28 protein-coding genes and 1 riboswitch are annotated in these 23,600 nt (G+C 57.7%); of the genes, 3 read left to right on the forward strand and 25 right to left on the reverse strand.

The features are described 5' to 3' along the window. Positions 1 to 228 precede the first annotated feature (228 nt). From GC56T2_RS08730 to GC56T2_RS08750, 5 genes are all read right to left on the reverse strand, one after another. Complete coding sequence (locus tag GC56T2_RS08730) at positions 229 to 360, reverse strand: YuzL family protein (protein ID WP_081897296.1); 132 nt, start codon at positions 358 to 360, stop codon at positions 229 to 231. 148 nt (positions 361 to 508) lie between these two features. Further along, complete coding sequence (locus GC56T2_RS08735) at positions 509 to 946, reverse strand: BrxA/BrxB family bacilliredoxin (RefSeq protein ID WP_033843853.1); 438 nt, start codon at positions 944 to 946, stop codon at positions 509 to 511. A 140-nt stretch (positions 947 to 1,086) separates the two neighbouring features. After that, complete coding sequence (locus GC56T2_RS08740) at positions 1,087 to 2,241, reverse strand: conserved virulence factor C family protein (protein ID WP_144974529.1); 1,155 nt, start codon at positions 2,239 to 2,241, stop codon at positions 1,087 to 1,089. 3 nt (positions 2,242 to 2,244) lie between these two features. After that, on the reverse strand, positions 2,245 to 2,736 hold the full coding sequence (locus tag GC56T2_RS08745; protein WP_033843851.1) for a glutathione peroxidase: 492 nt from the start codon (positions 2,734 to 2,736) through the stop codon (positions 2,245 to 2,247). A 63-nt stretch (positions 2,737 to 2,799) separates the two neighbouring features. Beyond that, the gene (locus GC56T2_RS08750; protein WP_144974531.1) at positions 2,800 to 3,312 is read right to left on the reverse strand and encodes a hypothetical protein; all 513 of its coding nucleotides are present in this window, start codon (positions 3,310 to 3,312) and stop codon (positions 2,800 to 2,802) included. A gap of 118 nt (positions 3,313 to 3,430) precedes the next feature. Here GC56T2_RS08750 and metA point away from each other — a divergent pair, with 118 nt between their 5' ends. The 3 genes from metA (at position 3,431) to GC56T2_RS17795 (ending at position 4,939) form a co-directional block, all read left to right on the forward strand. Then, entirely contained in the window at positions 3,431 to 4,339 is a 909-nt protein-coding gene (gene metA / locus GC56T2_RS08755; protein ID WP_144974533.1) for a homoserine O-acetyltransferase MetA, read from the forward strand. 202 nt (positions 4,340 to 4,541) lie between these two features. Continuing rightward, complete coding sequence (locus tag GC56T2_RS08760) at positions 4,542 to 4,637, forward strand: YjcZ family sporulation protein (RefSeq protein WP_081897213.1); 96 nt, start codon at positions 4,542 to 4,544, stop codon at positions 4,635 to 4,637. A 152-nt stretch (positions 4,638 to 4,789) separates the two neighbouring features. Continuing rightward, a complete protein-coding gene (locus tag GC56T2_RS17795; RefSeq protein WP_172706152.1) occupies positions 4,790 to 4,939 on the forward strand; it encodes a hypothetical protein in 150 nt (49 codons plus the stop codon). Between the two features lie 42 nt (positions 4,940 to 4,981). Here the strand turns inward: GC56T2_RS17795 and cobO are convergent, their stop codons facing one another. The 20 genes from cobO to rraA form a co-directional block, all read right to left on the reverse strand. Next, positions 4,982 to 5,527: a cob(I)yrinic acid a,c-diamide adenosyltransferase gene (cobO, locus tag GC56T2_RS08765; protein WP_144974535.1), complete on the reverse strand. Its 546-nt coding sequence runs from the start codon at positions 5,525 to 5,527 to the stop codon at positions 4,982 to 4,984. Continuing rightward, positions 5,508 to 6,278: a uroporphyrinogen-III C-methyltransferase gene (gene cobA, locus GC56T2_RS08770; protein WP_144974537.1), complete on the reverse strand. Its 771-nt coding sequence runs from the start codon at positions 6,276 to 6,278 to the stop codon at positions 5,508 to 5,510. Before cobA ends, cobO begins: the two co-directional genes overlap by 20 nt. Continuing rightward, positions 6,275 to 7,333: a nicotinate-nucleotide--dimethylbenzimidazole phosphoribosyltransferase gene (gene cobT / locus GC56T2_RS08775; RefSeq protein ID WP_172706151.1), complete on the reverse strand. Its 1,059-nt coding sequence runs from the start codon at positions 7,331 to 7,333 to the stop codon at positions 6,275 to 6,277. The genes cobA and cobT overlap by 4 nt, the downstream gene beginning before the upstream one ends. Before the next feature lie 241 nt (positions 7,334 to 7,574). Continuing rightward, on the reverse strand, positions 7,575 to 9,077 hold the full coding sequence (locus tag GC56T2_RS08780) for a cobyric acid synthase (protein ID WP_144974539.1): 1,503 nt from the start codon (positions 9,075 to 9,077) through the stop codon (positions 7,575 to 7,577). Beyond that, positions 9,070 to 10,434 carry a cobyrinic acid a,c-diamide synthase CobB gene (locus GC56T2_RS08785; RefSeq protein WP_144974541.1) on the reverse strand — a complete coding sequence of 455 codons (1,365 nt, stop codon included), beginning with the start codon at positions 10,432 to 10,434 and terminating at the stop codon, positions 9,070 to 9,072. The genes GC56T2_RS08780 and GC56T2_RS08785 overlap by 8 nt, the downstream gene beginning before the upstream one ends. Next, complete coding sequence (locus GC56T2_RS08790) at positions 10,380 to 11,552, reverse strand: cobalt-precorrin 5A hydrolase (RefSeq protein ID WP_255516059.1); 1,173 nt, start codon at positions 11,550 to 11,552, stop codon at positions 10,380 to 10,382. Before GC56T2_RS08790 ends, GC56T2_RS08785 begins: the two co-directional genes overlap by 55 nt. Continuing rightward, entirely contained in the window at positions 11,539 to 12,327 is a 789-nt protein-coding gene (cobM, locus tag GC56T2_RS08795) for a precorrin-4 C(11)-methyltransferase (RefSeq protein ID WP_144974545.1), read from the reverse strand. The genes GC56T2_RS08790 and cobM overlap by 14 nt, the downstream gene beginning before the upstream one ends. After that, a complete protein-coding gene (gene cobI, locus GC56T2_RS08800; protein ID WP_144974547.1) occupies positions 12,324 to 13,025 on the reverse strand; it encodes a precorrin-2 C(20)-methyltransferase in 702 nt (233 codons plus the stop codon). Before cobI ends, cobM begins: the two co-directional genes overlap by 4 nt. Next, positions 13,022 to 14,227, reverse strand: a complete 1,206-nt coding sequence (gene cbiE, locus GC56T2_RS08805; RefSeq protein ID WP_144974550.1) for a precorrin-6y C5,15-methyltransferase (decarboxylating) subunit CbiE — start codon at positions 14,225 to 14,227, stop codon at positions 13,022 to 13,024. Before cbiE ends, cobI begins: the two co-directional genes overlap by 4 nt. Then, complete coding sequence (locus GC56T2_RS08810; RefSeq protein ID WP_144974552.1) at positions 14,193 to 15,311, reverse strand: cobalt-precorrin-5B (C(1))-methyltransferase; 1,119 nt, start codon at positions 15,309 to 15,311, stop codon at positions 14,193 to 14,195. Before GC56T2_RS08810 ends, cbiE begins: the two co-directional genes overlap by 35 nt. Positions 15,312 to 15,317: 6 nt before the next feature. After that, positions 15,318 to 15,965, reverse strand: a complete 648-nt coding sequence (locus tag GC56T2_RS08815) for a precorrin-8X methylmutase (RefSeq protein WP_144974554.1) — start codon at positions 15,963 to 15,965, stop codon at positions 15,318 to 15,320. Positions 15,966 to 16,144: 179 nt separating this feature from the next. Continuing rightward, positions 16,145 to 16,921, reverse strand: coding sequence for a precorrin-6A reductase (gene cobK / locus GC56T2_RS08820; protein ID WP_144974556.1), 777 nt, complete (start codon positions 16,919 to 16,921; stop codon positions 16,145 to 16,147). A gap of 15 nt (positions 16,922 to 16,936) precedes the next feature. Next, positions 16,937 to 17,770 (reverse strand): sirohydrochlorin chelatase, encoded by an 834-nt coding sequence (locus tag GC56T2_RS08825; protein WP_144974559.1) that lies wholly within the window; start codon positions 17,768 to 17,770, stop codon positions 16,937 to 16,939. 173 nt (positions 17,771 to 17,943) lie between these two features. Beyond that, on the reverse strand, positions 17,944 to 19,665 hold the full coding sequence (cobJ, locus tag GC56T2_RS08830) for a precorrin-3B C(17)-methyltransferase (RefSeq protein WP_144974561.1): 1,722 nt from the start codon (positions 19,663 to 19,665) through the stop codon (positions 17,944 to 17,946). Beyond that, entirely contained in the window at positions 19,655 to 20,470 is an 816-nt protein-coding gene (locus tag GC56T2_RS08835) for an energy-coupling factor ABC transporter ATP-binding protein (RefSeq protein ID WP_370454563.1), read from the reverse strand. Before GC56T2_RS08835 ends, cobJ begins: the two co-directional genes overlap by 11 nt. Positions 20,471 to 20,475: 5 nt before the next feature. Next, complete coding sequence (locus tag GC56T2_RS08840) at positions 20,476 to 21,204, reverse strand: energy-coupling factor transporter transmembrane component T family protein (protein ID WP_144974565.1); 729 nt, start codon at positions 21,202 to 21,204, stop codon at positions 20,476 to 20,478. Beyond that, positions 21,188 to 21,481, reverse strand: a complete 294-nt coding sequence (locus GC56T2_RS08845; RefSeq protein ID WP_144974568.1) for an energy-coupling factor ABC transporter substrate-binding protein — start codon at positions 21,479 to 21,481, stop codon at positions 21,188 to 21,190. Before GC56T2_RS08845 ends, GC56T2_RS08840 begins: the two co-directional genes overlap by 17 nt. Positions 21,482 to 21,485: 4 nt before the next feature. Then, positions 21,486 to 22,226, reverse strand: coding sequence for an energy-coupling factor ABC transporter permease (locus GC56T2_RS08850; protein WP_144974570.1), 741 nt, complete (start codon positions 22,224 to 22,226; stop codon positions 21,486 to 21,488). Positions 22,227 to 22,228: 2 nt separating this feature from the next. Then, positions 22,229 to 22,633: a (2Fe-2S) ferredoxin domain-containing protein gene (locus tag GC56T2_RS08855; RefSeq protein WP_144974573.1), complete on the reverse strand. Its 405-nt coding sequence runs from the start codon at positions 22,631 to 22,633 to the stop codon at positions 22,229 to 22,231. A 181-nt stretch (positions 22,634 to 22,814) separates the two neighbouring features. Continuing rightward, a riboswitch (cobalamin riboswitch) is annotated at positions 22,815 to 23,008 on the reverse strand. Between the two features lie 59 nt (positions 23,009 to 23,067). Further along, positions 23,068 to 23,553 (reverse strand): ribonuclease E activity regulator RraA, encoded by a 486-nt coding sequence (gene rraA, locus GC56T2_RS08860; RefSeq protein ID WP_144974575.1) that lies wholly within the window; start codon positions 23,551 to 23,553, stop codon positions 23,068 to 23,070. Positions 23,554 to 23,600: the final 47 nt, after the last annotated feature.

Raw genomic sequence — 23,600 nt, forward strand, 5'->3', positions numbered from 1 at the left:
GCGGGAAAATGGGGTATGAATACGATCTTTTTTGCGGCCAGCCTCATTACGTTGTTGTATTTCATTTACAGCTGCATCGCCAATGCCTAACAGGGGCAAAGAAAAAGAGGGTGTCCCCAATGGACCGGGACGCCCTCTTTCTCGCTATATATACGCACTGACTGCTTCTGCCGCACGATATGTTGTGCCTATCTGGAAGGAAGGCGACCTTTTAGGTCAGCTCCTTTTTTAGTCCACTTTCGTTTTTTTGCGGGCGGAGTCAAGCTCATAAGCGCCTGTTTCCGCTTGTGTCGTCCCTTGTCCTCTGACGTCCGGGGCGCTGATGCCCGTTTTCGAACGATCTTTTTTCCGCTTCGGCACGCCGATCACCTCCGTCTTTATCGTTCCCGGCGGCGCGCCTCCGTATGCGAAAGCCAAGAAGGACAACGCGTCTGTTCGGGAGCGGATGCCGGCGCACCCAACCGCCCGCGAGGCGGCCCCGGCGGCAAAGAGGCGGACGCAACGGCCATTAGCGGCAATGCGTTTGAAAAGCGGAGACAATATTGGCCATGACCTCTTCTAACGAATGAAATTCAATCTCTTCACGGGGAATGAAATGAACGACTTCTTTTCCTTTTAAGAGCGCCATCGACGGCGAGGACGGCGGATAGCCGACAAAGTACTCGCGCATTTTCGCCGTCGCCTCTTTATCTTGACCAGCGAACACCGTCACCAAATGATCCGGCTTTTTCTCGCTTTGCAGCACCGCTTGCGTCGCCGCCGGACGCGCCAACCCAGCCGCACAGCCGCACACCGAGTTGACAAAAACAAACGTCGTTCCTTCCACTTGTTCCATAAACTGCTCGACTTCCTCGCTCGTGCGCAGTTCGCGGAAGCCGGCGCGGACGAGCTCGTCGCGCATCGGTTGCACGAGCTGGCGCATATAGTCTTCGTACGCCATCGACATGACCATCATCCCTCCATCTCATCGTGATCGCGTCATCAGCATACTACATTTCAAGCAAGAAAAGCAACGAAGACGGCAGCCGGCCCGGACAAAACCAGCGATGCCGGAAAGCGGCATGCTTCCCCACAGCACCGGCCTCTTCAGTCAACCTCTTTTTCCGCCTCTGTTTCTTTTTTCCGGCTTTCGGTCATTTGTTTCCAAACCGACCCTTTCGCCGCTTCACCGCCTTCGATCCGTTCAATGGCCATTTTCACTTGCAAGCTCACTTCAAACTCCGGATCGTTTTCCGCCGCTTTTAACGCCGCGAGCGCCGATTCGTCGCCGACCTCGTACAAAAACATGGCCGCGCGCCAACGGACGAGCTTGCTTTCGTCCTTGAGCGCTTTGATCATGGCCGGAATGGCCTCCGGATCGCCGATGTCGGACAAACAGTCGCCGGCGGTGCGGCGGACCGCAACGGCCGGATCGTTTAACGCTTCGTACAAATACGGAAGCACCTTTTTGCCGCCGATCATGCCAAGATACGCGGTCGCCAAACGGCGGATGGCCATTTTTTCATCCTTAAGCGCCTTCGCCAACACCGGGATATCGTCCTCGGTCGGCTCAGCCATCTGTTCGAGCGCGGCATACCGTTTGCGCCAGTCCGGGTCATCGAGCATCTCGCTCGTCACTTTGAGGCTTGGCCGCTTTTGCGCCGTTTTTTCCTGCTCGCCGCGGCGGAACATGTTGACGATCCGCTCGAGCCGCTCGGGCGGATAGGCGGCCGACAGCTCATCAACGATTTCGCGGCCGATTTCCTCAAACGTGCCGTAGCGCACTCCTTTTTCGACCCATTTTCGCTCAAGCACGACATTTCCCGCGTATTTTTGCGCCTCAATGACCGCGTCCATAAACGGTTTCGGCAGCCCGACGCGATGCTCGCGCTCCCCGTCGACAAGCTTCACTTGCATCGGCAAGCCGTACAACATTTGCACGAACACTTTCACTTCGCCGAAATGTTCGTTTCCTTTCGGCTTGGCCGTGGCGCCGTCATCCGCTTCCTCGCCGAACACTTTGCGCACGTTCGCCAAAATGTCGCGCCAGTCGTATTTCGGATGGCGTTCAATCGCCAAAAAGTCGGCGACATGGTAGATGCTTTTCACCCCGTCAATGCGCAGCAATGCTTGAATGAGCGGCGGCGCTTCGCTGATGTTGTCCGATTTATAGTTATGGCGCACGCCGGATGGCAACTCTTCATCAAGCAAAATTTTCATCGTGTTCGGGCTTGGCGTCGGTTCAATCGCTTGAATGCGCAAGCGTTACCCCTCCTTGTTTGACAGCAGCTTTTCAATTTCCTTTCTCAACTCGTGCGGCTTCGTTTGCGGGGCGAAACGAGCGACAACCTGGCCGTTACGGTCGACCAAAAACTTCGTAAAGTTCCATTTGATCGCCTTTGTTCCTAATGCCCCCGGCGCTTGCTCTTTCAAATAGTGAAACAGCGGGTGGGCGTGATCGCCATTTACATCCACTTTCGCAAACAACGGGAACGTCACGCCGTAATTGAGCTGGCAAAATTGCTCAATTTCCTCTTCCGTCCCCGGCTCTTGGCCGCCGAACTGGTTGCACGGAAAGCCGAGCACCACAAACCCGCGATCGCGATAGTCGTCATATAGCTCTTGCAGTTCTTTATACTGCGGCGTAAAACCGCAACGGCTCGCCGTGTTGACAATCAACAGCACCTTGCCTTGATAGACGGAAAGCGGTTGTTCCTCACCACGAATCGTTTTGGCGCTAAATTGATATACACTCATGATTTTTCACCTCATCCTCATCATAACGAATTTTATCGTTTCGTTCCACTTTTTGCATCGCTGCTAGTCAACGAATGATTGCAGCTGCTCGAGCGACGAAATCATATACGGCACCATCGCCGGCAAATCGGCCGCATTTTCTTCATAAATGAGGCGGGCAAACTCAACCGCGACTTCATTTTCATACGGACCGCGTTCATGCGGAAATGGGAAGCGGAGCGTTTGTCGGATGATTCGCTCCCGTCCCCAAATCGTCCGCAACGTGCCTTCAATGAACGGGCAAACGGACAAACGGCGAACCGGCAGGGCAAATAAAAGAGCGAGTCGGCAGCCGGCTTGGCCGCGATAGAGCCGCTCGTTGGCCAGCTCAGCAAAATCGAGCGAAAGCCGCGCAGTGCAGACGACGAACGGATCCGGCGCATCATTGAGCCGAAATGAAATGGCGTACTCCCGCAACAAACGAGCCAAATCGACAAGATCGCGGCGGTCGACGACGGCGATGCGCCCTTGCAAGTCCGCGTCGTACACGGCCCCTTCCAGCACTGTTTTTAAATTGTCAAACGCCGTCGGATCCAATTGCCATCCCTCCTTTTGATTCGCAAGCGGTTTCAGAGCAAAAAAGCCATTGAAGAATGTTGACAAAGTTTTTATAATTAAGGTATTTAATAGCGAGACCGAAACGGAGGGGACACCATTGCCAATCAACATTCCAAAGGATTTGCCGGCCAAGGAAATACTCGAACAGGAAAACATTTTCGTCATGGATGAAGAACGGGCTTACTCACAAGACATCCGCCCGCTTAACATCGTCATTTTAAACTTGATGCCGGAAAAAGAAAAAGCGGAGACGCAGCTGCTGAGGCTGCTCGGCAACTCGCCGCTGCAAGTGAACATCACCTTCTTGCGCCCGGCGACCCATGAACCGAAAACGACAAGCAAACATCATTTGGATCAATTTTATACCATTTTTCCGCAAATCCGCCATCGAAAATTTGACGGGATGATCATCACCGGAGCACCGGTCGAACAACTGCCGTTTGAAGAAGTGACGTATTGGGATGAATTGACGGACATTATGGAATGGACGAAAACGAACGTCACTTCAACGTTACATATTTGTTGGGGAGCGCAAGCCGGCTTGTATTACCATTACGGGATTCCGAAATATCCGTTGCCGGAAAAATGTTTCGGCGTGTTCAACCATACGGTGGAAGTGAAAAACGTTAAGCTGTTGCGCGGCTTCGACGATGTGTTTCGCATGCCGCATTCGCGCCATACGGATGTCAAGCGCGAAGACATCGAAAAGGTGCCGGAGCTGACGATTTTATCGATGGCTGAACGAGCAGGCGTTTGTCTCGTCGCCTCAAACGACGGCCGGCAAATTTTCTTGACCGGCCATCCGGAATATGACGCCACAACGCTGAAAGAAGAGTATGAACGGGACTTGGCGAAAGGGCTGCCCATCCAACCGCCGGAATCGTATTTTCCGAATGACGACCCGAGCCAGATGCCGCTCAATACGTGGCGTTCGCACGCCAATTTGCTGTTTATCAACTGGCTGAACTATTACGTCTATCAAGAGACGCCTTACGAGTGGGAATAAGCGGCATATCGGCGAAAAAGCGGCTCGTTTGGCCACCCGGACGATGCCGCGCTCGCCCACGAAAGGAAAGGACATGTCGAAAAAACGCCTTCGCTGTTCTGGCAAGGCGTTTTTCTCATTTTCGTCACCTATCGACAATTCCCCAGTCATTCACGCCGATGCGGCATATCATATGGTAGGCTTGATGGGGAGGTGAATCGGGATGGGCGCTTGGTATGGCAACGGATTTGCCTTGATCGTCGTCTTGTTTATTTTGTTGATTATTGTCGGTGCCGCTTTCGGCGGTTACGCTTACTAACCTGTTCGCCTTGGCCGCTTGTTTGCCAGCATCCGAACGAACGACGGGGAAACGCCGCTGATGGCGTTGCCCCGTTTTTTTGCGTTCGCGAATAAAATCGGTTGAGAGGCGGATGCTAATGATGCAACCCGGCGCAAAAGGAGGTGGCGGCGATGACGAAGCGGCCAAATAAAGGAAGCCGGAATCAAAACACGCCGACGCAAGATCCGATGGCGCTGCTCGACGGCCCGGTTTCCGGTGACAACAGCAAAGGGCGGCGGCAAAACAAAGCCCAACATGACAAAACCGATGAACATCCGTAACCTGCAAAAAAGCGGCCTTGTTTGCGCCGCTTTTTTGTGCTACTAAAATTCAATTCCTTTCATCGCCGTTGTCCCTTGTTCATAGTCGTGCTTCACTAGCTTCATTTCCGTGGTGATATCGGCGGCCGCCATCAGCTCGGGGTGCGCCGCGCGGCCCGTGATGACAAGGTGGAGCGCCGGCGGTCGGGTGCGGATCAGTTCCAGCACATCGTTGACGGATAAGATGTCGCTGATCGGAAACCGGTCAATCGCCAAGGCGTTGTTCAATTCATCTAACACGATGACGTCATACCGGCTGGAATGGACATACTCGTTCGTCACTGCCCAAGCGCGCCGCAGCGCTTCGCGGTGCACTTCCGGCGTTTTCGTCCATGTGAAGCCGGCGCCGAGCTGGCGCACTTCGACACCGAGACGCCGCAACGCCAACTGCTCGCCGTACGTGCGCTCAGGCGACTTGATAAACTGCAGCACAGCGACTCGCATTCCTCGGCCGACGGCACGCAACGCCAAACCCAAGGCGGCCGTCGTTTTCCCTTTTCCATCACCGGTATAAACGATGACCCGCCCGCTACGACGAGGCGTCGGCATCGACCATGCCCCCTTGCCGCTCCGGAAACCATTGGAGCGTCTCACGCAGACGAACGACCTCACCGATGATGATGATGGCCGGATGGGAAATGCCCGCTTTTTTCGCCTCGTCTGGCAGTGTCGAAAGCGGTGCCGCTACCGTGCGCTGCCGCTCCGTCGTCCCCCATTCGATGATGGCCGCCGGCGTACTCGCCAGCTTTCCGGCCGCCAGCAGCCGGCCGCAAATATCCGGCAAGTTGGCCGCTCCCATGTACACGACGATCGTATCGCAGCCGCGGGCGAGCGCCTCCCAGTCGATCCGCTCGCTCCGATGGCCGCTGACCATCGCCACCGAGGCGGCGTAATCGCGATGAGTGACGGGAATGCCAGCGTACGCCGGCACCGCGATGCCGGATGTCACCCCTGGAACGATTTCAAACGGAATCCCGGCTTTCGCCAACACTTCCGCCTCTTCACCGACGCGGCCAAAGACGCTCGGATCGCCGCCTTTTAAACGGACGACCGTCCGGCCTTGACGCGCGCGGTCAACGAGCAAGTCATGGATCTGTTCCTGCACCGTATCATGTTTTCCCGGCTCCTTGCCGCAGTAAAGAAGCTCGGCGCCGGGCTTCGCATAGCGCAGCAGCTTCCGGTTGATGAGCCGGTCGTAAACGACAACGTCCGCCCGTTCCAAGCATTCGCGGCCGTAAACCGTGATGAGCCTTTCATCCCCCGGCCCGGCGCCGACCAAATACACTTTGCCGACGGTCATGCTTGTTTCTCCCCTTTCTCTTCCCCTGTCGAAATGCCCGCGGACGCAAACGTCGCCATCTCATTCACCATGGCGGTTGCCGCCACGAAGAGTGGAAACGCCACAGCGGCTCCGCTTCCTTCGCCAAGCCGCATGCGCAAATCCAACAGCGGCTCTTTGCCAAGCAAGCGAAGAGCAATGTCGTGCCCCGGCTCTTGCGAACGATGGCCAGCGATCATATACTCTGCGACGTTGGGGGCAAATTGGCGGGCCACAAGGGCAGCCACCGTGCAAATAAAGCCATCAAGCAAGATCGGAATGCGCCGCTCCGCTGCGGCCAACATCGCTCCAGCCATCGCAGCGATCTCCAGCCCGCCGATTTTCGCCAGCCATTCGACCGGCTTCGCCGGATCCGGCTGATGAAGCAAAAGCGCTCGACGGATGACGTCCCGTTTATGAGCCAATCTCTCTTCCCGAATCCCGCTTCCTTTGCCGACAATGCGTTCAAGCGGCTCATCGGTCAAGGTGGCCAACAAGGCGCTGGCGGCGGTGGTGTTGCCGATGCCCATCTCGCCGACAATGAGCGTGCGACCGCCTTGGCCAATGACGGACACCGCTTGCTCGTAGCCGACATGAAGCGCCTGTTCTGCCTCGGACATCGTCATCGCTTCCATGATGGCGAAGTTGTTTGTCCCCGGGCGCACCTTTTTCTGAATCACGCGTTCATCAACGATCGGTGCGGCGACACCGACATCGATCACCTGAAGCAACGCGCCAATGTGCCGGCTGAAGACGTTGATGGCCGCTCCACCGTTGGCAAAATTGGACACCATTTGCGCTGTTACTTCAGCTGGATAGGCCGATACCCTTTCGGCAGCCACGCCATGATCGGCCGCAAACACAAGCACTCCGGGCGGAGTGACGCGCGGGAGAAGCTCCCCCGTCATGCCGGCGAGCTCAGCCGCTATGTCTTCAAGCCGGCCAAGGCTGCCGGGCGGTTTGGTCAATTGATCAATATAAGCACGCGCTTGTTCCGCCATTTCGCGGCGGATCGGCGGGACGGAAACGTTCATCATGGACGCGCCATCCTCCCTTTTCACGGGAATAGGCGCTTCCTCCTTTCTCATCTAGGATTGCGAGAGCGCAAAAGCCTTTATTTTCAGCCGGCGCCGTGGGAAAAGAAACGAACGAACAACACTTGCTTTCCGCTTCCTGCCTCAAGCGCGCGACCGGGCTCGCTTCGCCGGCGCCGGACTCCGGAAAACTACAAAGGTCGAAGCGCGGGTCAGTTATGCGAGCGCCCTCGTTTTTCAGAGCTTACTCATGCTGAAATTGCCGCATCATCTGTTCGATCCGTTCGACCGCCACATGTTGGCAAACATGGGCGGCTAACCGGTCAAACGCCGCTTCCTTGAGAGCGCGAAACGGGACGGGTTCCGATAACGACAGCCCTTTTTCCTTGCGAATGTCGTTGAAAAACGCCGCGCGAAACGCATCGTTATGAAACAAATCGTGCATATAGGTGCCGAGAACGCGGCCATCGTCGCGCTTCGCCCCCATCTGGCCCCCATCGTCCTCCATCAGCGGAACATAACCGGCAAGCGGTGTCGAGCGCCCCATATGAATCTCGTATCCTTGCACGGCCAATCGGTTCCCGTTCCATGTCAGCACCGCTTTCGAACGAACGGTCACTTTCGCCCGCTCCAGCGTCGTCTCGATCGGCAACAGCCCGAGTCCTTTGACCTCGGGAAGCGATGTCTCGACCCCATGGGGATCGCGGATGACCGCTCCGAGCATTTGATAGCCGCCGCATATCCCGACAACCCTTGTTTTGCCTTCGGCGACAAGCGCGGCGATGCGGGAGGCGAGCCCGCGCTGTTTCATGTACACGAGGTCTTCGATCGTGTTTTTGCTGCCCGGCAGCACGATGACATCCGGCTCGCCAAGCTCGGCGGCGTGCGTCACCAGCCGGACGCGGCAATCCGGTTCAGCGAGCAGCGGGTCAATATCGGTGAAATTGGCGATTTTCGGACAGCGGATGACAGCGATGTCAATCGCCCGCTCGCCACCGGATGAGGCGGCGAAACGCTCTAGCGCCAGCGAATCTTCGGCATCGATCGCCAAATCGGGCAAGTACGGAACGACGCCGAGCACCGGCACCCCAGTGTAACGTTCAAACCAATCGAGGCCCGGCTGCAAAAGCGACCGATCGCCATGGAACTTGTTGATGATCACGCCAATGACCCGCTTTCGATCCCTAGGTTCCAGCAGCGTCAACGTTCCAACGAGGCTCGCGAACACCCCACCCCGCTCAATGTCGCCAATCAGCACGACCGGGGCGTTGGCAAGCCGGGCGATGCGCATGTTGACGAGCTCACGGTCGTTTAAATTCACCTCGGCCGGGCTGCCCGCTCCTTCGATGACGATCCGCTCATACTCGCTCATTAACGTGTCGAGCGACTGGCGAATGATGGCCAATCCTTGCTCAAAAAATTCACTTCGGTAAGCCATCGCCGGCATGGTGGCGTACGGTCGGCCGAGCACAACCACTTGCGATTCATTCATTCGGCTTGGCTTCAGCAAAATCGGATTCATTTCCGCTCGCGCCGGCACACCGGCGGCTTCGGCCTGAATGCCTTGCGCCCGTCCGATTTCTTTCCCGTCCGGCGTAACGTAGGCGTTCAGCGACATGTTTTGCGCCTTGAACGGGGCCGTTTTCCAGCCGGCTTGGGCAAACAGCCGGCAAAAAGCGGTGGCGATGACGCTTTTACCGGCATCGGAATGGGTGCCTTGAAACATGATGGGCAGCGCTTTAGCCATAGATCGTCACCCTCTCGCATTCAGCGAGCCAGCGCTCAACCATCATCGGTGCGGACGCAAAATGGAAGTGGACATAGCCGGCAACGAGCCGGTGCGCCAAATACCCGTCCGGTTTCGTTCCTTTCCGGCCGCTCGTTGTATAAGCGAACGGCGTCTCGCCCCGCGGTTCGTATACGGAATAGTGAAACTCATGGCCGCGCGCCTGTTCTCCCTCCGGCAAAAGAAAGTTTCCTTTTCTTCCGTGCACTTCACGATATCCAAGAGCAGCCAGTTTCGTTTTCATCACGACCCGCCCCGGGATGACGCCGGCCATCTCATAAGCCGTGCCGTCCGTCGTCACCAACTGCTCGGTCAAAAACATGAACCCCCCGCACTCGGCCAATGTCGGCAACCCGCGTTCGATGGCGGCGCGGATCGACTGCTTGACCGCCGTCTGGCGCGCGAGCTGGTCGGCAAACTCCTCCGGAAACCCGCCGCCGATGTACAAGCCGTTCACCCGATCAGGAAGCGGTTCGCCGGCGAGCGGGGAAAAGTAGACTAGCTCCGCGCCGCAGGCCGAAAGCATTTCTAGATTTTCAGGATAGTAAAAATGAAACGCGGCATCTTTGGCGACCGCTATGCGCGCCCGATACGGCCGCGAGGGGCGAATGAGCGGCGCGGACGGTCCGAAAGCCGGCGCTTCGGCGATGGAAAGCAGCAACTCCCAATCGATCGTGCGCATCACTTTTTTTCCCAGTTCGGCAAAAAACGAGTCGAGCTCCCCCCGCTCTATGGACGGCACCAACCCTAAATGGCGCTCCGGCAAGGTCAGCTCTTCCGCTTTTGGCAAATAGCCGACGACCGGTATTCCGCACGTCTGCTCAATCGCCGCTTTGACGAGCCGAAAATGCCCTTCGCTGCCAACGCGGTTGGCCAGTACGCCAGCCATGCGCACATCGGGTCGGAACGTCTGAAAGCCGCGGACGATGGCGGCCGCGCTGCGGGCCATCCCGGAACAATCGACGACAAGCAGCACCGGGCTTTGCGTCAGCACGGCAATTTCCGCCGTCGATCCTTCATCGGAGAGCGGCTGTTTCCCGTCAAACAGCCCCATCACGCCCTCGATGATGGCGATATCCGCTCCTTGACAGCCGTTGGCGAGCACCGTTTTGACCGCTTCGCTTCCCATCATCCAGCTGTCCAAGTTGCGCGCCGGCCGGCCGGTGACCGCCGTATGGTAAGTCGGATCGATGTAGTCCGGGCCGCATTTAAACCCTTGCACCGTATAGCCTCGCTGCTTCAGCGCCGCCATCAAGCCGAGCGTCACGGTCGTTTTGCCGGCGCCGCTTCCCGGGGCGGCGATGACCAATCGTCGCATGACTCGCTCCCCTTTCCTCGTCTATGGCGAATCAACGCCACCGAAATCGTCACATTGCCCGCTTTCTTTTTCACGAGCGCCATCCGCTCGGCCCCGCTGTACAATTTCGCCGCCGGCTCGCTCACCCCATACGCGCCGGTGTAGCGGTAGACGGTCTCGGACGGCGCTTCGATCGGCACCGCGTTCAGCTCCTCCGGCGTGTACGTGACGAACTCCCAGCCGTATTTGCCAACAACTTCGCGAAGCCCGGGCTCGTCTTTTTTCAAGTCGATCGTGCACACCACTTTGACGCTTTTGGGCGAAAAACGCAGCTCATGGAGCGTCTCGAGGATGACCGCTTCGATTTCATCAGCCGCTGTGCCGCGGTTGCAGCCGATGCCAAGGGCGATCACCTTCGGGCGGTACAGCACGCCGTTTTGCAAAATCGCCTCTTCATCCGGCTCAAGCAGACGATGGGTGACCACGAGCGCGGCCGCCGGACGGGCGGCAAGCGCCTCCGCGATTGAGCCGTACACGGTGATGTTTTTCGGCAGCGGCCGCCCCTCCGGCCACCAATCGGGTTCCCCCGACTCTTGCACGATCGCCACCGGCTCTTCGTTCACGACCGCAGCGCTCACCGGCGTCAGCTTGTCATCCGACTCCCATTCCCAGCCAAACTCGCGGCCGAACAAATCAACGGCGATCGTCTGCTGCACGTCAGAAGCGGTCGTAATGACCGGGCGGGCGCCAAGAATCGCAGCGACGCGCCGCGTCAAGTCGTTCGCTCCTCCTAAATGACCGGACAGCACGCTGATCACATGCTCCGCCTTATCATCGATGACAACGACCGCCGGATCGGTCTTTTTGTCTTTTAAGAGCGGGGCGATCATCCGCACGACGGCGCCAAGCGAAATGATGCAAATAAGGCCGTCATAGCGGGCGAACAGTTCCGGCAGCAACGCCCGGACGTTGCCGGAAAACAGGCGAATCTGTTGTTCTTGTTCGTCGCCGCGAGCAAACTTGTCCGTATAATAGACGTCTGCTCCAGCTAGGGTGCGGCCCAGCCGACGGGCAGTCTCCACCCCATGCTTCGTAATGGCGACAACCGCATATCGTCCGTGTTCCTCAATCTTGTTCACGCTGTCCTTCCCCCTTCCGGTATCCGTGCGTAAACGTGCGGTCGTACAGGCGCGAACGGTAGCCACGTTCATGAACGGACGGGTCAAGCGCCCAACCGATCAGCATAATCGCATGCTTCGTCACTCGATGACGGCGCATCTCTTCCGCCATAGCGGCTACGGTCGTGCGAATGATCCGCTCATCCGGCCATGTCGCCTTGTAGACGATCACCGCTGGGGTATCGCCGCTCCAGCCGGCGTCAAGCAGCGCCGCGCTCACTTTTTTCGCCAATGTCGCGCTTAAAAACAAGACGAGGGTGCAATGATGTTTGGCCAGCTCTTCCAGCCGTTCGCGCGGCGGCACCGGCGTCCGCCCCTCAGCGCGCGTGAAAATGACCGTCTGCGTCAGTTCCGGAACGGTGAGTTCAGCCTGCACAGCGGCGGCAGCGGCAAACGCCGAACTGACGCCGGGAACGATTTCCACTTCCACTCCTTCTTCTTTCAACAAAGCGATTTGCTCAAGCGTTGCCCCGTAAATCGATGGATCACCGGTATGGACGCGCACGACAAGCCGCCCTTGCTTTACTTGCTCAACCATCGCCGCGACCATTTCTTCTAAATGCATGCCGGCGGTATGAAAAATGTCCGCTTCCGGCTTCCGGTAGCGTTCAATCAGCTCCTCGCTCACCAACGAATCGGTGTAAAAAATGGCATCCGCCGCAGCCAAAAGCGCGGCGCCGCGGACGGTGATCAAGTCCGGCGCTCCCGGCCCCGCCCCTACGATATACAGCTTCACTTTCTCACCACCATCAATGTCAAATATTCGAGCGTCGCGCCGTCCAATTCCTCAACGTTCCACACCACTTCCTCGCCGGACGTCACCTTCGTGATGACGGCGGCGCGCTGAAGCAAATCGAGCTCCCGCAGCAAGTCGAGCAGGAGATCGATCACTTTCGCCACCTTAAAAAAAACGACGCAATCGTGTCGAAGAAGCGCGGCTTTCATCGCCTCGTAATCGTCGCGCGCCGGCACGATCACCACCGTTTCATCCCCATCCGCCAACGGCCAACGCAGCCGAGCAGCGGCAGCGTTCGCCGAACTGACCCCTGGGATGACTTCAATCGGCGCTTCTGGATAACGCTGTTCCATCACGCGCATCAAATGGATGAACGTGCTGTACAGCAGCGGGTCGCCTTCGGTCACAAACGCCACATCGCGTCCGGCCGCCAGTTCCGCCCAGATGGCGTCCGCCGCCTCGTTCCACTTCGGCTCAAGCACTGCTGGGTCTTTTGTCATTGGAAAATGCAAGCCGAGCCGCCGCTTTTCATCCGGGGCAAAATAGGCGTCAACAATTTGTTCTGCGTAACTTTTGCTTTGCCGTCCCTTTTTCGGATACGCGATGACGTCCGCTTCTTTCAGGCGGCGATACGCCTTCACCGTCATGAGCTCCGGATCGCCGGGGCCGACGCCAACGCCGTACAATATGCCGGTCATTCGTCTCCCTCCCGTTTTGCCGCGATGATATAAACCGGGTTTAACGCCTCAAAGCGCGTCAAGTCCAAAATCGGTTTGCTGCGCGATGCTTGCGCCAGCGTAATGTCCACTTGAAACCCGCGCTCGCGCAAAGCGGCGCACGCTTCGGCAAGCGTCTCCACCGTCGCTGCGTTGATCACGATGCGCCCGTTTTTCTTCAGCCGTTTCGCACAGACGTCCAACAGCGGCGCCATCGCCCCTGACGTACCGCCGATAAAGATGGCATCCGGGTCAGCAAACCCATCAAGCCGATCAGGGGCCTTACCGTGCACAAGCGTGATGTCGACGCGGAATTTACGCAAGTTTTGCCGGCAAATTTCCACATCATGTTCATTTTTTTCAATGGCGAACACTGCCCCGTCGCGGGCGATTTTCGCCGCTTCAATCGCGACCGAACCGGTGCACGTGCCAATATCCCAGACAACGCTGTCCGAGCGCAAACGCAAAGCGCTCAAGCTGAGCACGCGCACTTCTTTTTTCGTAATCAACCCTTTGTCTGGTTTGCGCTGGAAAAACTCATCATCTTCAATGCCGAGCGGCCAAGAAGGACTGGGCGCCGTCCTCCGCAGCACGACTATATTTAATGGAAGAAACTCGGCTTCCGCCATTTCTTCTAGTTTGAAAAACCGGCACCGCTCATTCGGCCCGCCGAGCTCCTCGCCGACAAACGCCTCATACTCCGTCATGCCGTATGCAAGCAAGTAGCGGGCGATGGCGGCTGGTGAATTTGTCTCATCCGTTAAAATCGCGACTTTGCGCCTCCCGTCGATCCGTTGGGCCAAGCCCGTTAACGGCCGGCCATGGACGCTGAGGAAAACCGCGTCTTGCCAAGACTCGCCCATTTTGGCAAACGCCCATTGCACCGAGCTGACAGCCGGATACACTTCGATCGGCAGTTTGCCGGCTAAATAACTGCCGATTCCGTAAAAAAGCGGATCACCGGAAGCGAGCACGACCGTGTTGCGCGTTTCATGGCGGAGCCGCTCGACGAGCTCGCTCAGCCCGCTGCGAATCACGATCGTTTCTCCTTCATATGCCGGAAACATCGCCAGCTGCCGTTCGCCGCCGACAAGCAATTCGCTTTCGTCAATCCAGCGCCGATACAGCTCAGGAAGGCTCGCTGGCCCGTCAGCTCCCACTCCGATCAACTTCATCGTCGCCATCCAACAGCACCGCCTTTCCTAATCGTTGTCCGTTCATCGTGTAAATGGACACAGCCACGTTCAAGCCGCCCCCGACTTCGTGGAGCGCCGCTTGGCAGCACGCTTCGCACAACAGCTCGAAAAACTTCGTGCAGCCGGCTTCTTGCATCATGTCGCCGACTTGCGCCGCTGTATTCGCCCCTCGCACGGCGTCAACCAGCTCCTTGGAAGCCCCGGCTTGTCGAGCGAGCGCTGCCAAAAAACCGAAGTCAACCGGCGCGCTTTTCGAGTGCACCATCATGACGCCTTGGGCGACTTTGGAAAACTTCCCCATCATACCGACCATCGACACCATTTCCATGCCGAGCCGTTTGCACTGCTTTAACGTAAATCCGACAAAATCGCCCATTTCGATAAACGCTTCTTCCGGCAAATGGGGATATTCTTGCATGGCGTATTTCTCGCTCCGCCCCCCGGTTGTAATGACGACATGGCGGCAGCTGTTCGCCTTCGCCACTTGCAGCGCCTGCACGATGCTCGCCCGATAAGCGGCGGTGGAAAACGGAACGACGATGCCGCGCGTTCCTAAAATCGATATGCCGCCGATGATCCCAAGACGAGCATTCAACGTTTTTTTCGCAATCTCTTCGCCGCCCGGCACGGAAATGACGACGTTCACCCCGCGGTCGATGCCGTGTTGCGCGAGTACTTCGTTGACGGCTTCGTGAATCATTTTGCGCGGCACTGGATTGATCGCCGCTTCGCCGACCGGCACCGGCAATCCCGGCTTCGTGACCCGCCCGACCCCTTCTCCGCCGTCAAGATGGACCCCGGGCTCCGGCGCCCAAGAAACGGTGGCAACGATGCGGGCGCCATGCGTCGCATCCGGGTCATCGCCGCCGTCTTTCACCACCGCCGCGGTCGCCGTCGCGCCGTGGACCACGCACGATTCAACAGCGAAAGTGACGACCCGGCCGATCGGCAGCCGAATCGTCGCCTCCGTCTGCACCTGACCGGTAACGAGCGCGGTGAGAGCCGCTTTCGTTGCCGCCGTCGCACACGATCCGGTCGTGTACCCTTCCCGCAGCGTTTTGTTTTCCCCCATCGCCCGTCACACCCGTTCGACCAACAGCGATAAAGCGTTTAAAGCAGCGACCGTCACCGTGCTTCCCCCTTTGCGCCCCCGGTTGGTAATAAACGGCACATCGAGTTTCGCCAGCTCCTCCTTTGACTCCGCCGCCGACACAAATCCGACCGGCAAGCCGATGACCAATCCGGGCCGCGCCTCTCCTTCTTTGATGAGGCGAATGAGCTCCAGCAGCGCGGTCGGCGCGTTGCCGATGGCGAAAATGCCGCCTTCCGCTTCTTTCACCGCTTTGCGCATGGCGACGATCGCCCGCGTCGTATTGAGCCGCTTCGCTTCAGCGATGACATCTTCATCGGAAATATACACGCGCACCGAACTGCCGAATTTCGCAAGGCGCGCTTGATTGACGCCCGCTTGCACCATTTGCACATCGACAACGACAAGCTTGCCGCTGCGAATGGCGTCAATGCCGGCGCGAACGGCGTCGGGATGAAAGAGAAGGCTTTTTCCAAGCTCAAAATCAGCCGAGGCGTGAATGACGCGCTGGACGATCGGATATTGCTCAGCCGTAAAGGAGTGCTCGCCGATCTCCTCGTCAATGATTTGGAAACTGCGCGCTTCGATCTGTTCCGGTTGGACGGTCACCGGGCGAAATGTTGTATGAAATTCCATGCTTATTCGCTCCTTTCCTTTTTCCATATCTACACGTACGTTCCGTCTCTTTGCTCCGCCGCGGCGAAGAAGAGAATGAAGGCCGAACCGCTTCCTGACGCTGCAGAAACGAAGGAAATGAAGACAAGCGCGCGGGCGGCAATCGTTTACCACTGCGCGGGACGTTTGGGCGGCGCGCCTCAGCCCGCGGGGAGCGGAACGCGCTCTTTCAATGCCGTCAGTACGCCGGCAAACTCGTGATGCACAATGCCGTACGCCAAGCGCGGACGGCGGATGACGATGACTTCGATGCCGAGCTCCTCGGCGGCGGCGATTTTCTCATCGACAAACCCGACTTTGCCGCTTTCTTTCGTCACCACGACCGTGACGCCAAAATGGCGGTACAGCGCCCGGTCGAGCTCTTTTGTGAACGGCCCTTGCATCATGACGATCTGCTCTTGGGAAAAACCGAGCCGCTCGCATTTTTCAAGATTGTCTTTGCGCGGCAGCATTCGCGCGATCACCTTGACGTTCGGGCGGCCGATGAGCCTGGCGGCGAAAATGTCAAGCGTTTTGCTGCCGGTGGTAAGCATGACGACGCCGCCCTTTTCCGCCGCCAAGTCCGCCGCTTCTTCATAGCTGTCGACAAATGTTACCCGCTCCGAGGCAATCGCTGTCTCGCGCCGCTCATAGCGAATGTACGGCAAATCCATCTCCGCCGCCGCCTGCATGGCGTTTTTCGACGCCTCTTCAGCAAACGGATGGCTCGCGTCGACAATCACCTTCGCTCCTTCCGCTTTGGCGAGTTCGGCCAGCTGAAAGGCGTCCAGCCGCCCGACGTACGTTCGAATGCCCGCAGCTCGCAACTGTTCCGCCGCGTGATCGGTGACGACGGTCGCCGTCACCTCATATCCGGCGTGCTGAATTATCACCGCTAATTCGCGGGCATCGCTTGTTCCAGCCAACAACAAAATCATCACTGCTTCCCCCTTTCAATGATGATGGTGATGATGGTGGTGATGGTGATGGGCGGCGTGAATCCGGTATTGGCAGACATCACAGTTCATCGCCGCCGTTTGCCCGAGCGCCTCCTCGAGCCGGTCGAGCACAATGTCAGCCAGCTTCGGATGAAAGCCGAAATAGCCGGCAAGCGCAAATGAGAGATGCGAGTGCTCAGCTTGGTATTGCGCCACTTGCCGCTCGAGCCGCTTGATGAGCACGCCGGTGAACAAAAAATACGGCAAGATGACGATCCGTTTCGCCCCAAGCGCCAAACAGCGGTGAACGGCATCATCGAGCGACGGGGTGGTCACGCCCATAAACGCCGGCTCAACGAGCGAATAATCGGTCTGTTCCCAAAACAAGCGGGCGATTTTGTATAAATCGCTGTTCGCGTCTGGATCGCTGCCGCCGCGGCCGAGCAAAATGACCGCCGTTCCGTCGTCCGGCTGCTCCGGCCGTTCGCCGATTTCCCGCAGCCGGTCGCGCAAAATGGCAAACGTCTGCTCATGAATGCCGATGGGGCGGCCGTAGCGAAACGTGATATGCGGATAGCGCCCTTTCGCCTCGTCGATTTCCGCCGGGATATGGAGCTTCGAATGACCGGCCGGCAATAAAATGAGCGGAAGAACCGCCACTTCCGTCGCCCCGGCCGCCGCACACCGTTCGATGCCTTCGCTGATCGATGGGCAGCCAAATTCAAGAAAACATGTCTCAACGTGAAACGAAGCGGGAAGCCGCGGCCGCAGCCGCTCAACAAACTGCACTACTTGTTCGTTTCCCTCCGGATCGCGGCTTCCATGGCCGACAAATAAAATGGCTTTCATCGTTTTCTCTCCTTCTTCATGTATTGGCTCGCCTCCTGCCTTCTAGAAGGACGGTGATTTACTCGCGCAACCGCTTTTTCGGATCGTTTCTGCGGTTTTTCACCGACCTTCTAACGCAAGCGGCAACGAAGCCGGCCGCTGTTTCCGCCGCCGTCGGAAACGGCTTGCGGTTGTCAGTCGCCGCAGGCGGCCGTTTCCACAGCAGCGGCGGCCGTTGCTTCTTCGTGACGAAACGGGCCGATTTGCTTGACGCGGGCGAAAAACTTATGAAACCGTTCGTTCGGATGACCGTATTCTTTATAGTGTTCAATAATATCAGCAATGACGGTGATGATTTCTTCTTTTGGAATGCCCTCGGCGACAAGCTGGCCAGGGTGAGCGTTGCGGCCGACCGTTTTTCCACCCAAAAACAAATCAAATTTTCCTTTCCGATACACGATGCCGATGTCTTCGCGCACCGCGCCGTAGCACGCCATCCCGCAGCCGTTGACGCCGAGCTTCAGCTCTTTCGGCAACGCCATGCCGCCAAATCGCCGCGCCAGTTCCTCGGCGTACGGAATGGCATCTTTTTTCTCCCCGTCGCAAAAATCACATGCCTTCACCGTCAGCACCTCGCCGACCGGCATCACTGTCAGTCCGGCGGCCACAAGACGGGCCGTCAGCCTAGCCGGATCCTCTGTTAACCGTTCAATTTTCATATAATGGTCCGGAGTGTAAGTCATCTTTCCATCCGGTCCGACTACTTCCGCGAGCACGATAAGCTGTTCCGGAGTGAACTGTTTATTGGCCACGCCCGGACTGACGGCCGCCTCGAACAGCACCGGGGCTGGGCGCATAGACCGGTGAGTCAAGGCAGCGAGCGCGTCTTCGGCAACTTCTTTCGCCGCCATGGGACGGTCGACAGGCGGTATGGCCGACCCCGACTCCTTCGCCTGTCGGGCCGCCGCCGGCAGAGCGGCGCTCGAAGCAGAGAGAGGCAGAGACGCGGATGGCAGAGAAACACGGGGCCGCTCAGTCTCTGGCTCGCCGCCGGTTTCAAGAACGGGGCCGCCGTTCAACGGTTTCGTCTGTTCGAGCGCCCACGGCTCCGCTTCTTTGCGCAGCCGCTCGTGCGGCTTGAGCGGCTGGACGGCCGCGGTCAAATGATATTTGCGCTGGTAGCCGCGCGGCGTGATCATCAGCCCATCGTGAACAAACGTCGTTGAATTGCCGATAATGACCGTCGTCAACATGCCGATTTCATGGTCAAGCATATGGGCCAAGTCGGTGAGGACGATCTGCTGGCGTTCGCGGTACGCGCTTTTCACTAGTCCGACTGGCGTCTCGGGCGCCCGGTGGCGAAGCAGAATGCGCTGCGCTTCCACAATTTGCCGCGTGCGCCGCCCGCTTTTCGGGTTGTAAAGCGCGATGACAAAATCGGCCGCCGCCGCGGCTTCGAGCCGCTTTTCAATCAGCTCCCACGGCGTCAAATGGTCGCTCAAGCTGATCGTGCACGCATCGTGCATAATCGGCGCCCCAAGCAAAGCGGCGCACGAGTGAATGGCGGAAATGCCCGGAATGACTTCCACTTCAATCGGATCGTCTTTCGTCCAGCCTTTTTCAATCAGCACTTCGTAGACAAGTCCCGCCATGCCGTACAGCCCGGCGTCGCCGCTGGAAATGACAGCGACCGTCTTGCCGCGCTCCGCCCATTTCACCGCCGCTTGGGCGCGGCTTACTTCTTCGGTCATGCCGGTGCTGATGATTTCCTTTCCGGCGGTCAAATCGCGCACAAGCTCAATGTATGTTTTGTAGCCAATGATGACGTCGCTTTCTTCAATGGCTTCACGGGCCCGCTTCGTCATATGGTCAACACTGCCGGGTCCGAAGCCGACGATCAACAACTTACCTCTCATGCGTTTCCCCTCCTTGTTCTTCTGGCCATGGCCGCGGCATCGAAACTCCCTTCGGCCCCCACTCCTTCCAGAACCGAACAAACAGCGGCACGTCCAAACGGACCGCGAGCAGCTGGTGGCGATCGGCAAAAACGTCTTCCGGCGATCCTTGCTTGACAATCCGGCCTTCGTGCATGACAGCGACCCAATCGGCCCATTGCCAGACGAAATCCATGTCATGCGTGGCAATGAGCACGGTCGTTCCCCTTTGATGAATGACATCGATTTGCCGCAAAAACTGTTTCGTTTGATGTTGGTCTAAATACGCCGTCGGTTCATCCAACACAAGCAAGTCCGGGTTTGTCGCCATCGCCGAACAAAGCGTCAGCCACTTTTTCTGTCCGAGGCTGAGCTGATGGGTGGGGCGATCGAGCCAATCACCGAGTCCGTATTCATCAACAAGCGCCGACAAAGCGGTTCTCATCTGTTCGTCATTGACCCCAGCGTGAGCGAGGCTAATCGCCAATTCATCGCGCACGAGCGGCGCAATCAGCTGATGTTCCGGATTTTGAAAAACGAGGCTGACTTCACGCCGCCAGCGCCGCCAATCGGCCCCGCGCTCATACATGTTGCTCCCTTTCCAATACAGCGCGCCCGACTGCGCCCGCAGCAATCCGTTCAGATGAAGAAACAGCGTCGTTTTGCCGCAGCCGTTTGCGCCGATGAGCGCGCATTTTTTCCCTGCTGGAATTTCCCAATCAACCCCGTTGAGCACATCGCGCGAGGAATCGTAAGCATAGCGCACTTGTTCCATCCGCAGCAGCACCTTTTTCACCCTTTCCACCAAACCATGCCGAGCAGCAGCCCGATCAACGCGGCGCCGGCTGTCATGTCACCGATGTGTGGTTTTGTGTCCAACGGCTGATGCCGATAGACAAACGAATCGATTCCCCCGCGAGCGGTAAGCGCGCGCCCGAGCGCTTCGTACGATTGCCCGGCCTTCAGCCACAATTGGTACATGAGCATCCCCCCATGCCGCCAATGTGTTCCCCCGTTGCGGGCGCGCAACGCCAGCCACAGCTCAACCGCCGCCTGCTCAAGCAAAAAGACGAAGCGGTACATCAGAAAACAAAGCTCGATGACCGCCGCCGGAAGACGGCAACGCCGCAGGACGGCAAACCATTCCGGCGCCGGCGTAGTGATCAGAAGGAAAAACAAACAAGACCACGCCGCCAACGAGCGAACAGCCAGTTCAGCGGCCGGCCGCAGCTGGCTATAGGAAATAGATAACCGAAATGGAAGAGAAATAGAAACGATCATGGTCAATAAACTGACTCCTAAAAAAACCGAAGCGGCAGCCATTGCTTTTCCATACAGCGAAAGCGGTACACCGGCGCGGCCGATGATCCAATACGTCATTCCGGCCATAATGAGCAGCTGTTCGCGCCAGCTGCTTATCATTCCAAGCACCAACAAAATCAGCGCCATCGCCAGCTTCCATTCCGCTCGCCACGTTCGCAGCCGATTGTCATAGGCGAACCGATCAAACTCGCGAATCATGCCCGTTCTTCCGTTCCGATCGCCCTTTATACAGGCCGATCACGTAGCCAATGACGCCAGCGCCAAGAGCGGCTTGCAGCGAAAACAGCAGCGTTTCCACTTCGCCGCCCGGCGGGGTGAAAATCGATTCAAACCACGGCCGGTAATGCGGAGCGAGCGTTTGAATCGCCCGTTCCGCCTGATCATCGGTGCCGCCAAATTCGGAGCCGCGCGCCCACCAAAGCGGAAGAAGGATCAACACCACGACGAAAGCGAACAGCCACCAGTTTTTCTTCATCGAATCACGCCCCCTTTTCCCGTTCAAATAGCGGAGAAGCTTGGTATGAAGCGAGCCAGTTCCAGACCATCACCGTCAAAATACCTTCCGTCACCGCCAGCGGCACTTGAGTGATGGCAAAAATGCCGGCAAATTTTAAAAACGAAGCGAGCACGCCGCCATCCGCCGCTGGAAACGCGACTGCCAATTGAACGGATGTAGTGACATAGGTCGCCAAATCTGACAAACAGGCAGCTAAAAATAGCGCCACCCGATGTGAAACAAGACCGCGCCGGTGCAGCTGATACACGCTAAACGCAACCAGCGGCCCAACGACCGCCATCGACAAAGCGTTCGCCCCCAATGTCGTCAATCCGCCATGAGCAAGCAGCAACGCTTGGAACAGAAGAACTAGCGTGCCGATGACAACCATCACCCACGGTCCAAACAACGCGGCCCCAAAGCCGATGCCGGTCGGGTGGGAGCTGCTTCCGGTGACGGACGGAATTTTCAGCGCCGACAGCACGAACGTAAACGCCCCGGCCAAAGCCATGAGCAGCTTTTGCTCCGGATGCTCTTTCAGCGTGCGGACGAGACGACGTAAACCCAACAAGAAAAATGGAAGAAACAATCCCCACCAAAATAGCGCCCATTTCGCTGGCAAAAACCCTTCCATAATGTGCATGGCATACGCGTCTTGTTCATTCGTCAAGAAGAAGTAACTTGTCAATAGCACCGCGATGGCAAGCCAACGACTTGTTCGCATCGTTATCGATTCGCCCCCTTCGGTTCATTAGCCGTTTTCCGCTTCCCAACCGGCGCCTCGCTTTCCCCTGCTGGCGCCCATTTGCATCCTGCCTCCTCATCAAACTCATACGTCGCCCATTCGCGAATCGGCGCCCCTTCACAAAGATGGATGCGCACCACCTCCCGCGCCTTTTCCGGCGTCATTTGTCGGTACCAGACGCCGTCCGGGTAGACGATCATCACGCATGCGTCTTGGCAGCGGCCGTTGCAGCGCGTTCGTGTCGTATGAACAAGATCGTCCAAACCAAGACGGGCGATCTCTTCGCGCACCGCCAGCGTCACTTCCTCCCCGCCATGACGGAGGCACGTCCCGCCGTTGCAAATGAACAAATGATGCCTCATTCCCCGCAAGTCCCACGTCGCCATCGAATTCCTCCTTTTGCAAGATTGGTAGAAATAAACACCTTTCAGCTTCGCTCCAAGAAAAATAAAAAAGCACCTCTACAGCAGAGGTGCAGAAAAATGCGTACGAAACCAAAAAAGAAGCCTAAAAGTGCCTAGTTCGGCCACCATTCTCCCGCACGTCTGCCTATAGTCCCGTAGGCATCCGTCCGACCCAAACAAGGCAGGTCTCCTGACTTAGGATCATCGCTTGCGGCGCCTTCCCGAAGCATCCTTCAGTGACTTGTTGCCGCAAAGCTCCCCATCACAGTGGCGGGCACCGTGCCGGATTTTCACCGGACTTCCCTTTTCACCCGAGCCGGTTTGACGAGCTCAGGCACCTTGTGGGTTCTTCACCATATCTACACTGTCATGGAACAAGCATCCGTCTCCATCGTAGTACAAGCGGGACGCTGCCGTCAACCGTTTTTTGCCGCCAAATCGTCGCGGGCCACGACAATGCCGTCCGCATCGGCGTACACGTACGCTCCCGGTTCCCAACGGACGCCGCCAAATTCAAGCACGACATCGCGGGCGCCTTTTCCTTCTTTTTTGCTTTTCACGGGACATGTGCCGATCGCCATTACTCCAATCGGCATGGCGCCAATTTCCGCTGAATCGCGGATGCAGCCGTGGATAATGACGCCAGCGAGCCCTCTCTCGCAGGCAATTTGCGCCAATCGGTCGCCGAATAACGCAACGCGGCGCGACCCTTTTCCGTCGACAACCAACACCGTCCCCGCTGGAACGGTCTCGAGCGCTTCCCGGACAAGCACGTTGTCCTCAAACACGTCGACCGTCGCAATCGGTCCGGAAAACATCTGTTTTCCGCCATATGATTGGAACGGCACCTCGCATACTTGCAGCTCGTCTAAAAATTGATCGCATAAATCGGCTGTTTTCATTGTCGCTCTCCCCTTTCCCTTTTTGCATTCGCCGCCATTCGCCAAAG

It is taken from the genome of Geobacillus sp. C56-T2, from assembly GCF_007829715.1.
GTDB lineage: Bacteria > Bacillota > Bacilli > Bacillales > Anoxybacillaceae > Geobacillus > Geobacillus icigianus.

Bases quoted from the DNA above. Each gene is read 5' to 3' on its own strand.
- GC56T2_RS08735 (WP_033843853.1), bottom strand. From the start codon at position 946: ATGTCGATGGCGTACGAAGACTATATGCGCCAGCTCGTGCAACCGATG.
- GC56T2_RS08745 (WP_033843851.1), bottom strand. From the start codon at position 2,736: ATGAGTGTATATCAATTTAGCGCCAAAACGATTCGTGGTGAGGAACAA.
- GC56T2_RS08760 (WP_081897213.1), top strand. From the start codon at position 4,542: ATGGGCGCTTGGTATGGCAACGGATTTGCCTTGATCGTCGTCTTGTTT.
- GC56T2_RS17795 (WP_172706152.1), top strand. From the start codon at position 4,790: ATGACGAAGCGGCCAAATAAAGGAAGCCGGAATCAAAACACGCCGACG.
- cobO (WP_144974535.1), bottom strand. From the start codon at position 5,527: ATGCCGACGCCTCGTCGTAGCGGGCGGGTCATCGTTTATACCGGTGAT.
- cobA (WP_144974537.1), bottom strand. From the start codon at position 6,278: ATGACCGTCGGCAAAGTGTATTTGGTCGGCGCCGGGCCGGGGGATGAA.
- cobT (WP_172706151.1), bottom strand. From the start codon at position 7,333: ATGATGAACGTTTCCGTCCCGCCGATCCGCCGCGAAATGGCGGAACAA.
- GC56T2_RS08780 (WP_144974539.1), bottom strand. From the start codon at position 9,077: ATGGCTAAAGCGCTGCCCATCATGTTTCAAGGCACCCATTCCGATGCC.
- GC56T2_RS08785 (WP_144974541.1), bottom strand. From the start codon at position 10,434: ATGCGACGATTGGTCATCGCCGCCCCGGGAAGCGGCGCCGGCAAAACG.
- cobI (WP_144974547.1), bottom strand. From the start codon at position 13,025: ATGACCGGCATATTGTACGGCGTTGGCGTCGGCCCCGGCGATCCGGAG.
- cbiE (WP_144974550.1), bottom strand. From the start codon at position 14,227: ATGGCGACGATGAAGTTGATCGGAGTGGGAGCTGACGGGCCAGCGAGC.
- GC56T2_RS08810 (WP_144974552.1), bottom strand. From the start codon at position 15,311: ATGGGGGAAAACAAAACGCTGCGGGAAGGGTACACGACCGGATCGTGT.
- GC56T2_RS08815 (WP_144974554.1), bottom strand. From the start codon at position 15,965: ATGGAATTTCATACAACATTTCGCCCGGTGACCGTCCAACCGGAACAG.
- cobK (WP_144974556.1), bottom strand. From the start codon at position 16,921: ATGATTTTGTTGTTGGCTGGAACAAGCGATGCCCGCGAATTAGCGGTG.
- GC56T2_RS08825 (WP_144974559.1), bottom strand. From the start codon at position 17,770: ATGAAAGCCATTTTATTTGTCGGCCATGGAAGCCGCGATCCGGAGGGA.
- cobJ (WP_144974561.1), bottom strand. From the start codon at position 19,665: ATGAGAGGTAAGTTGTTGATCGTCGGCTTCGGACCCGGCAGTGTTGAC.
- GC56T2_RS08840 (WP_144974565.1), bottom strand. From the start codon at position 21,204: ATGATTCGCGAGTTTGATCGGTTCGCCTATGACAATCGGCTGCGAACG.
- GC56T2_RS08845 (WP_144974568.1), bottom strand. From the start codon at position 21,481: ATGAAGAAAAACTGGTGGCTGTTCGCTTTCGTCGTGGTGTTGATCCTT.
- GC56T2_RS08850 (WP_144974570.1), bottom strand. From the start codon at position 22,226: ATGCGAACAAGTCGTTGGCTTGCCATCGCGGTGCTATTGACAAGTTAC.
- GC56T2_RS08855 (WP_144974573.1), bottom strand. From the start codon at position 22,633: ATGGCGACGTGGGACTTGCGGGGAATGAGGCATCATTTGTTCATTTGC.
- rraA (WP_144974575.1), bottom strand. From the start codon at position 23,553: ATGAAAACAGCCGATTTATGCGATCAATTTTTAGACGAGCTGCAAGTA.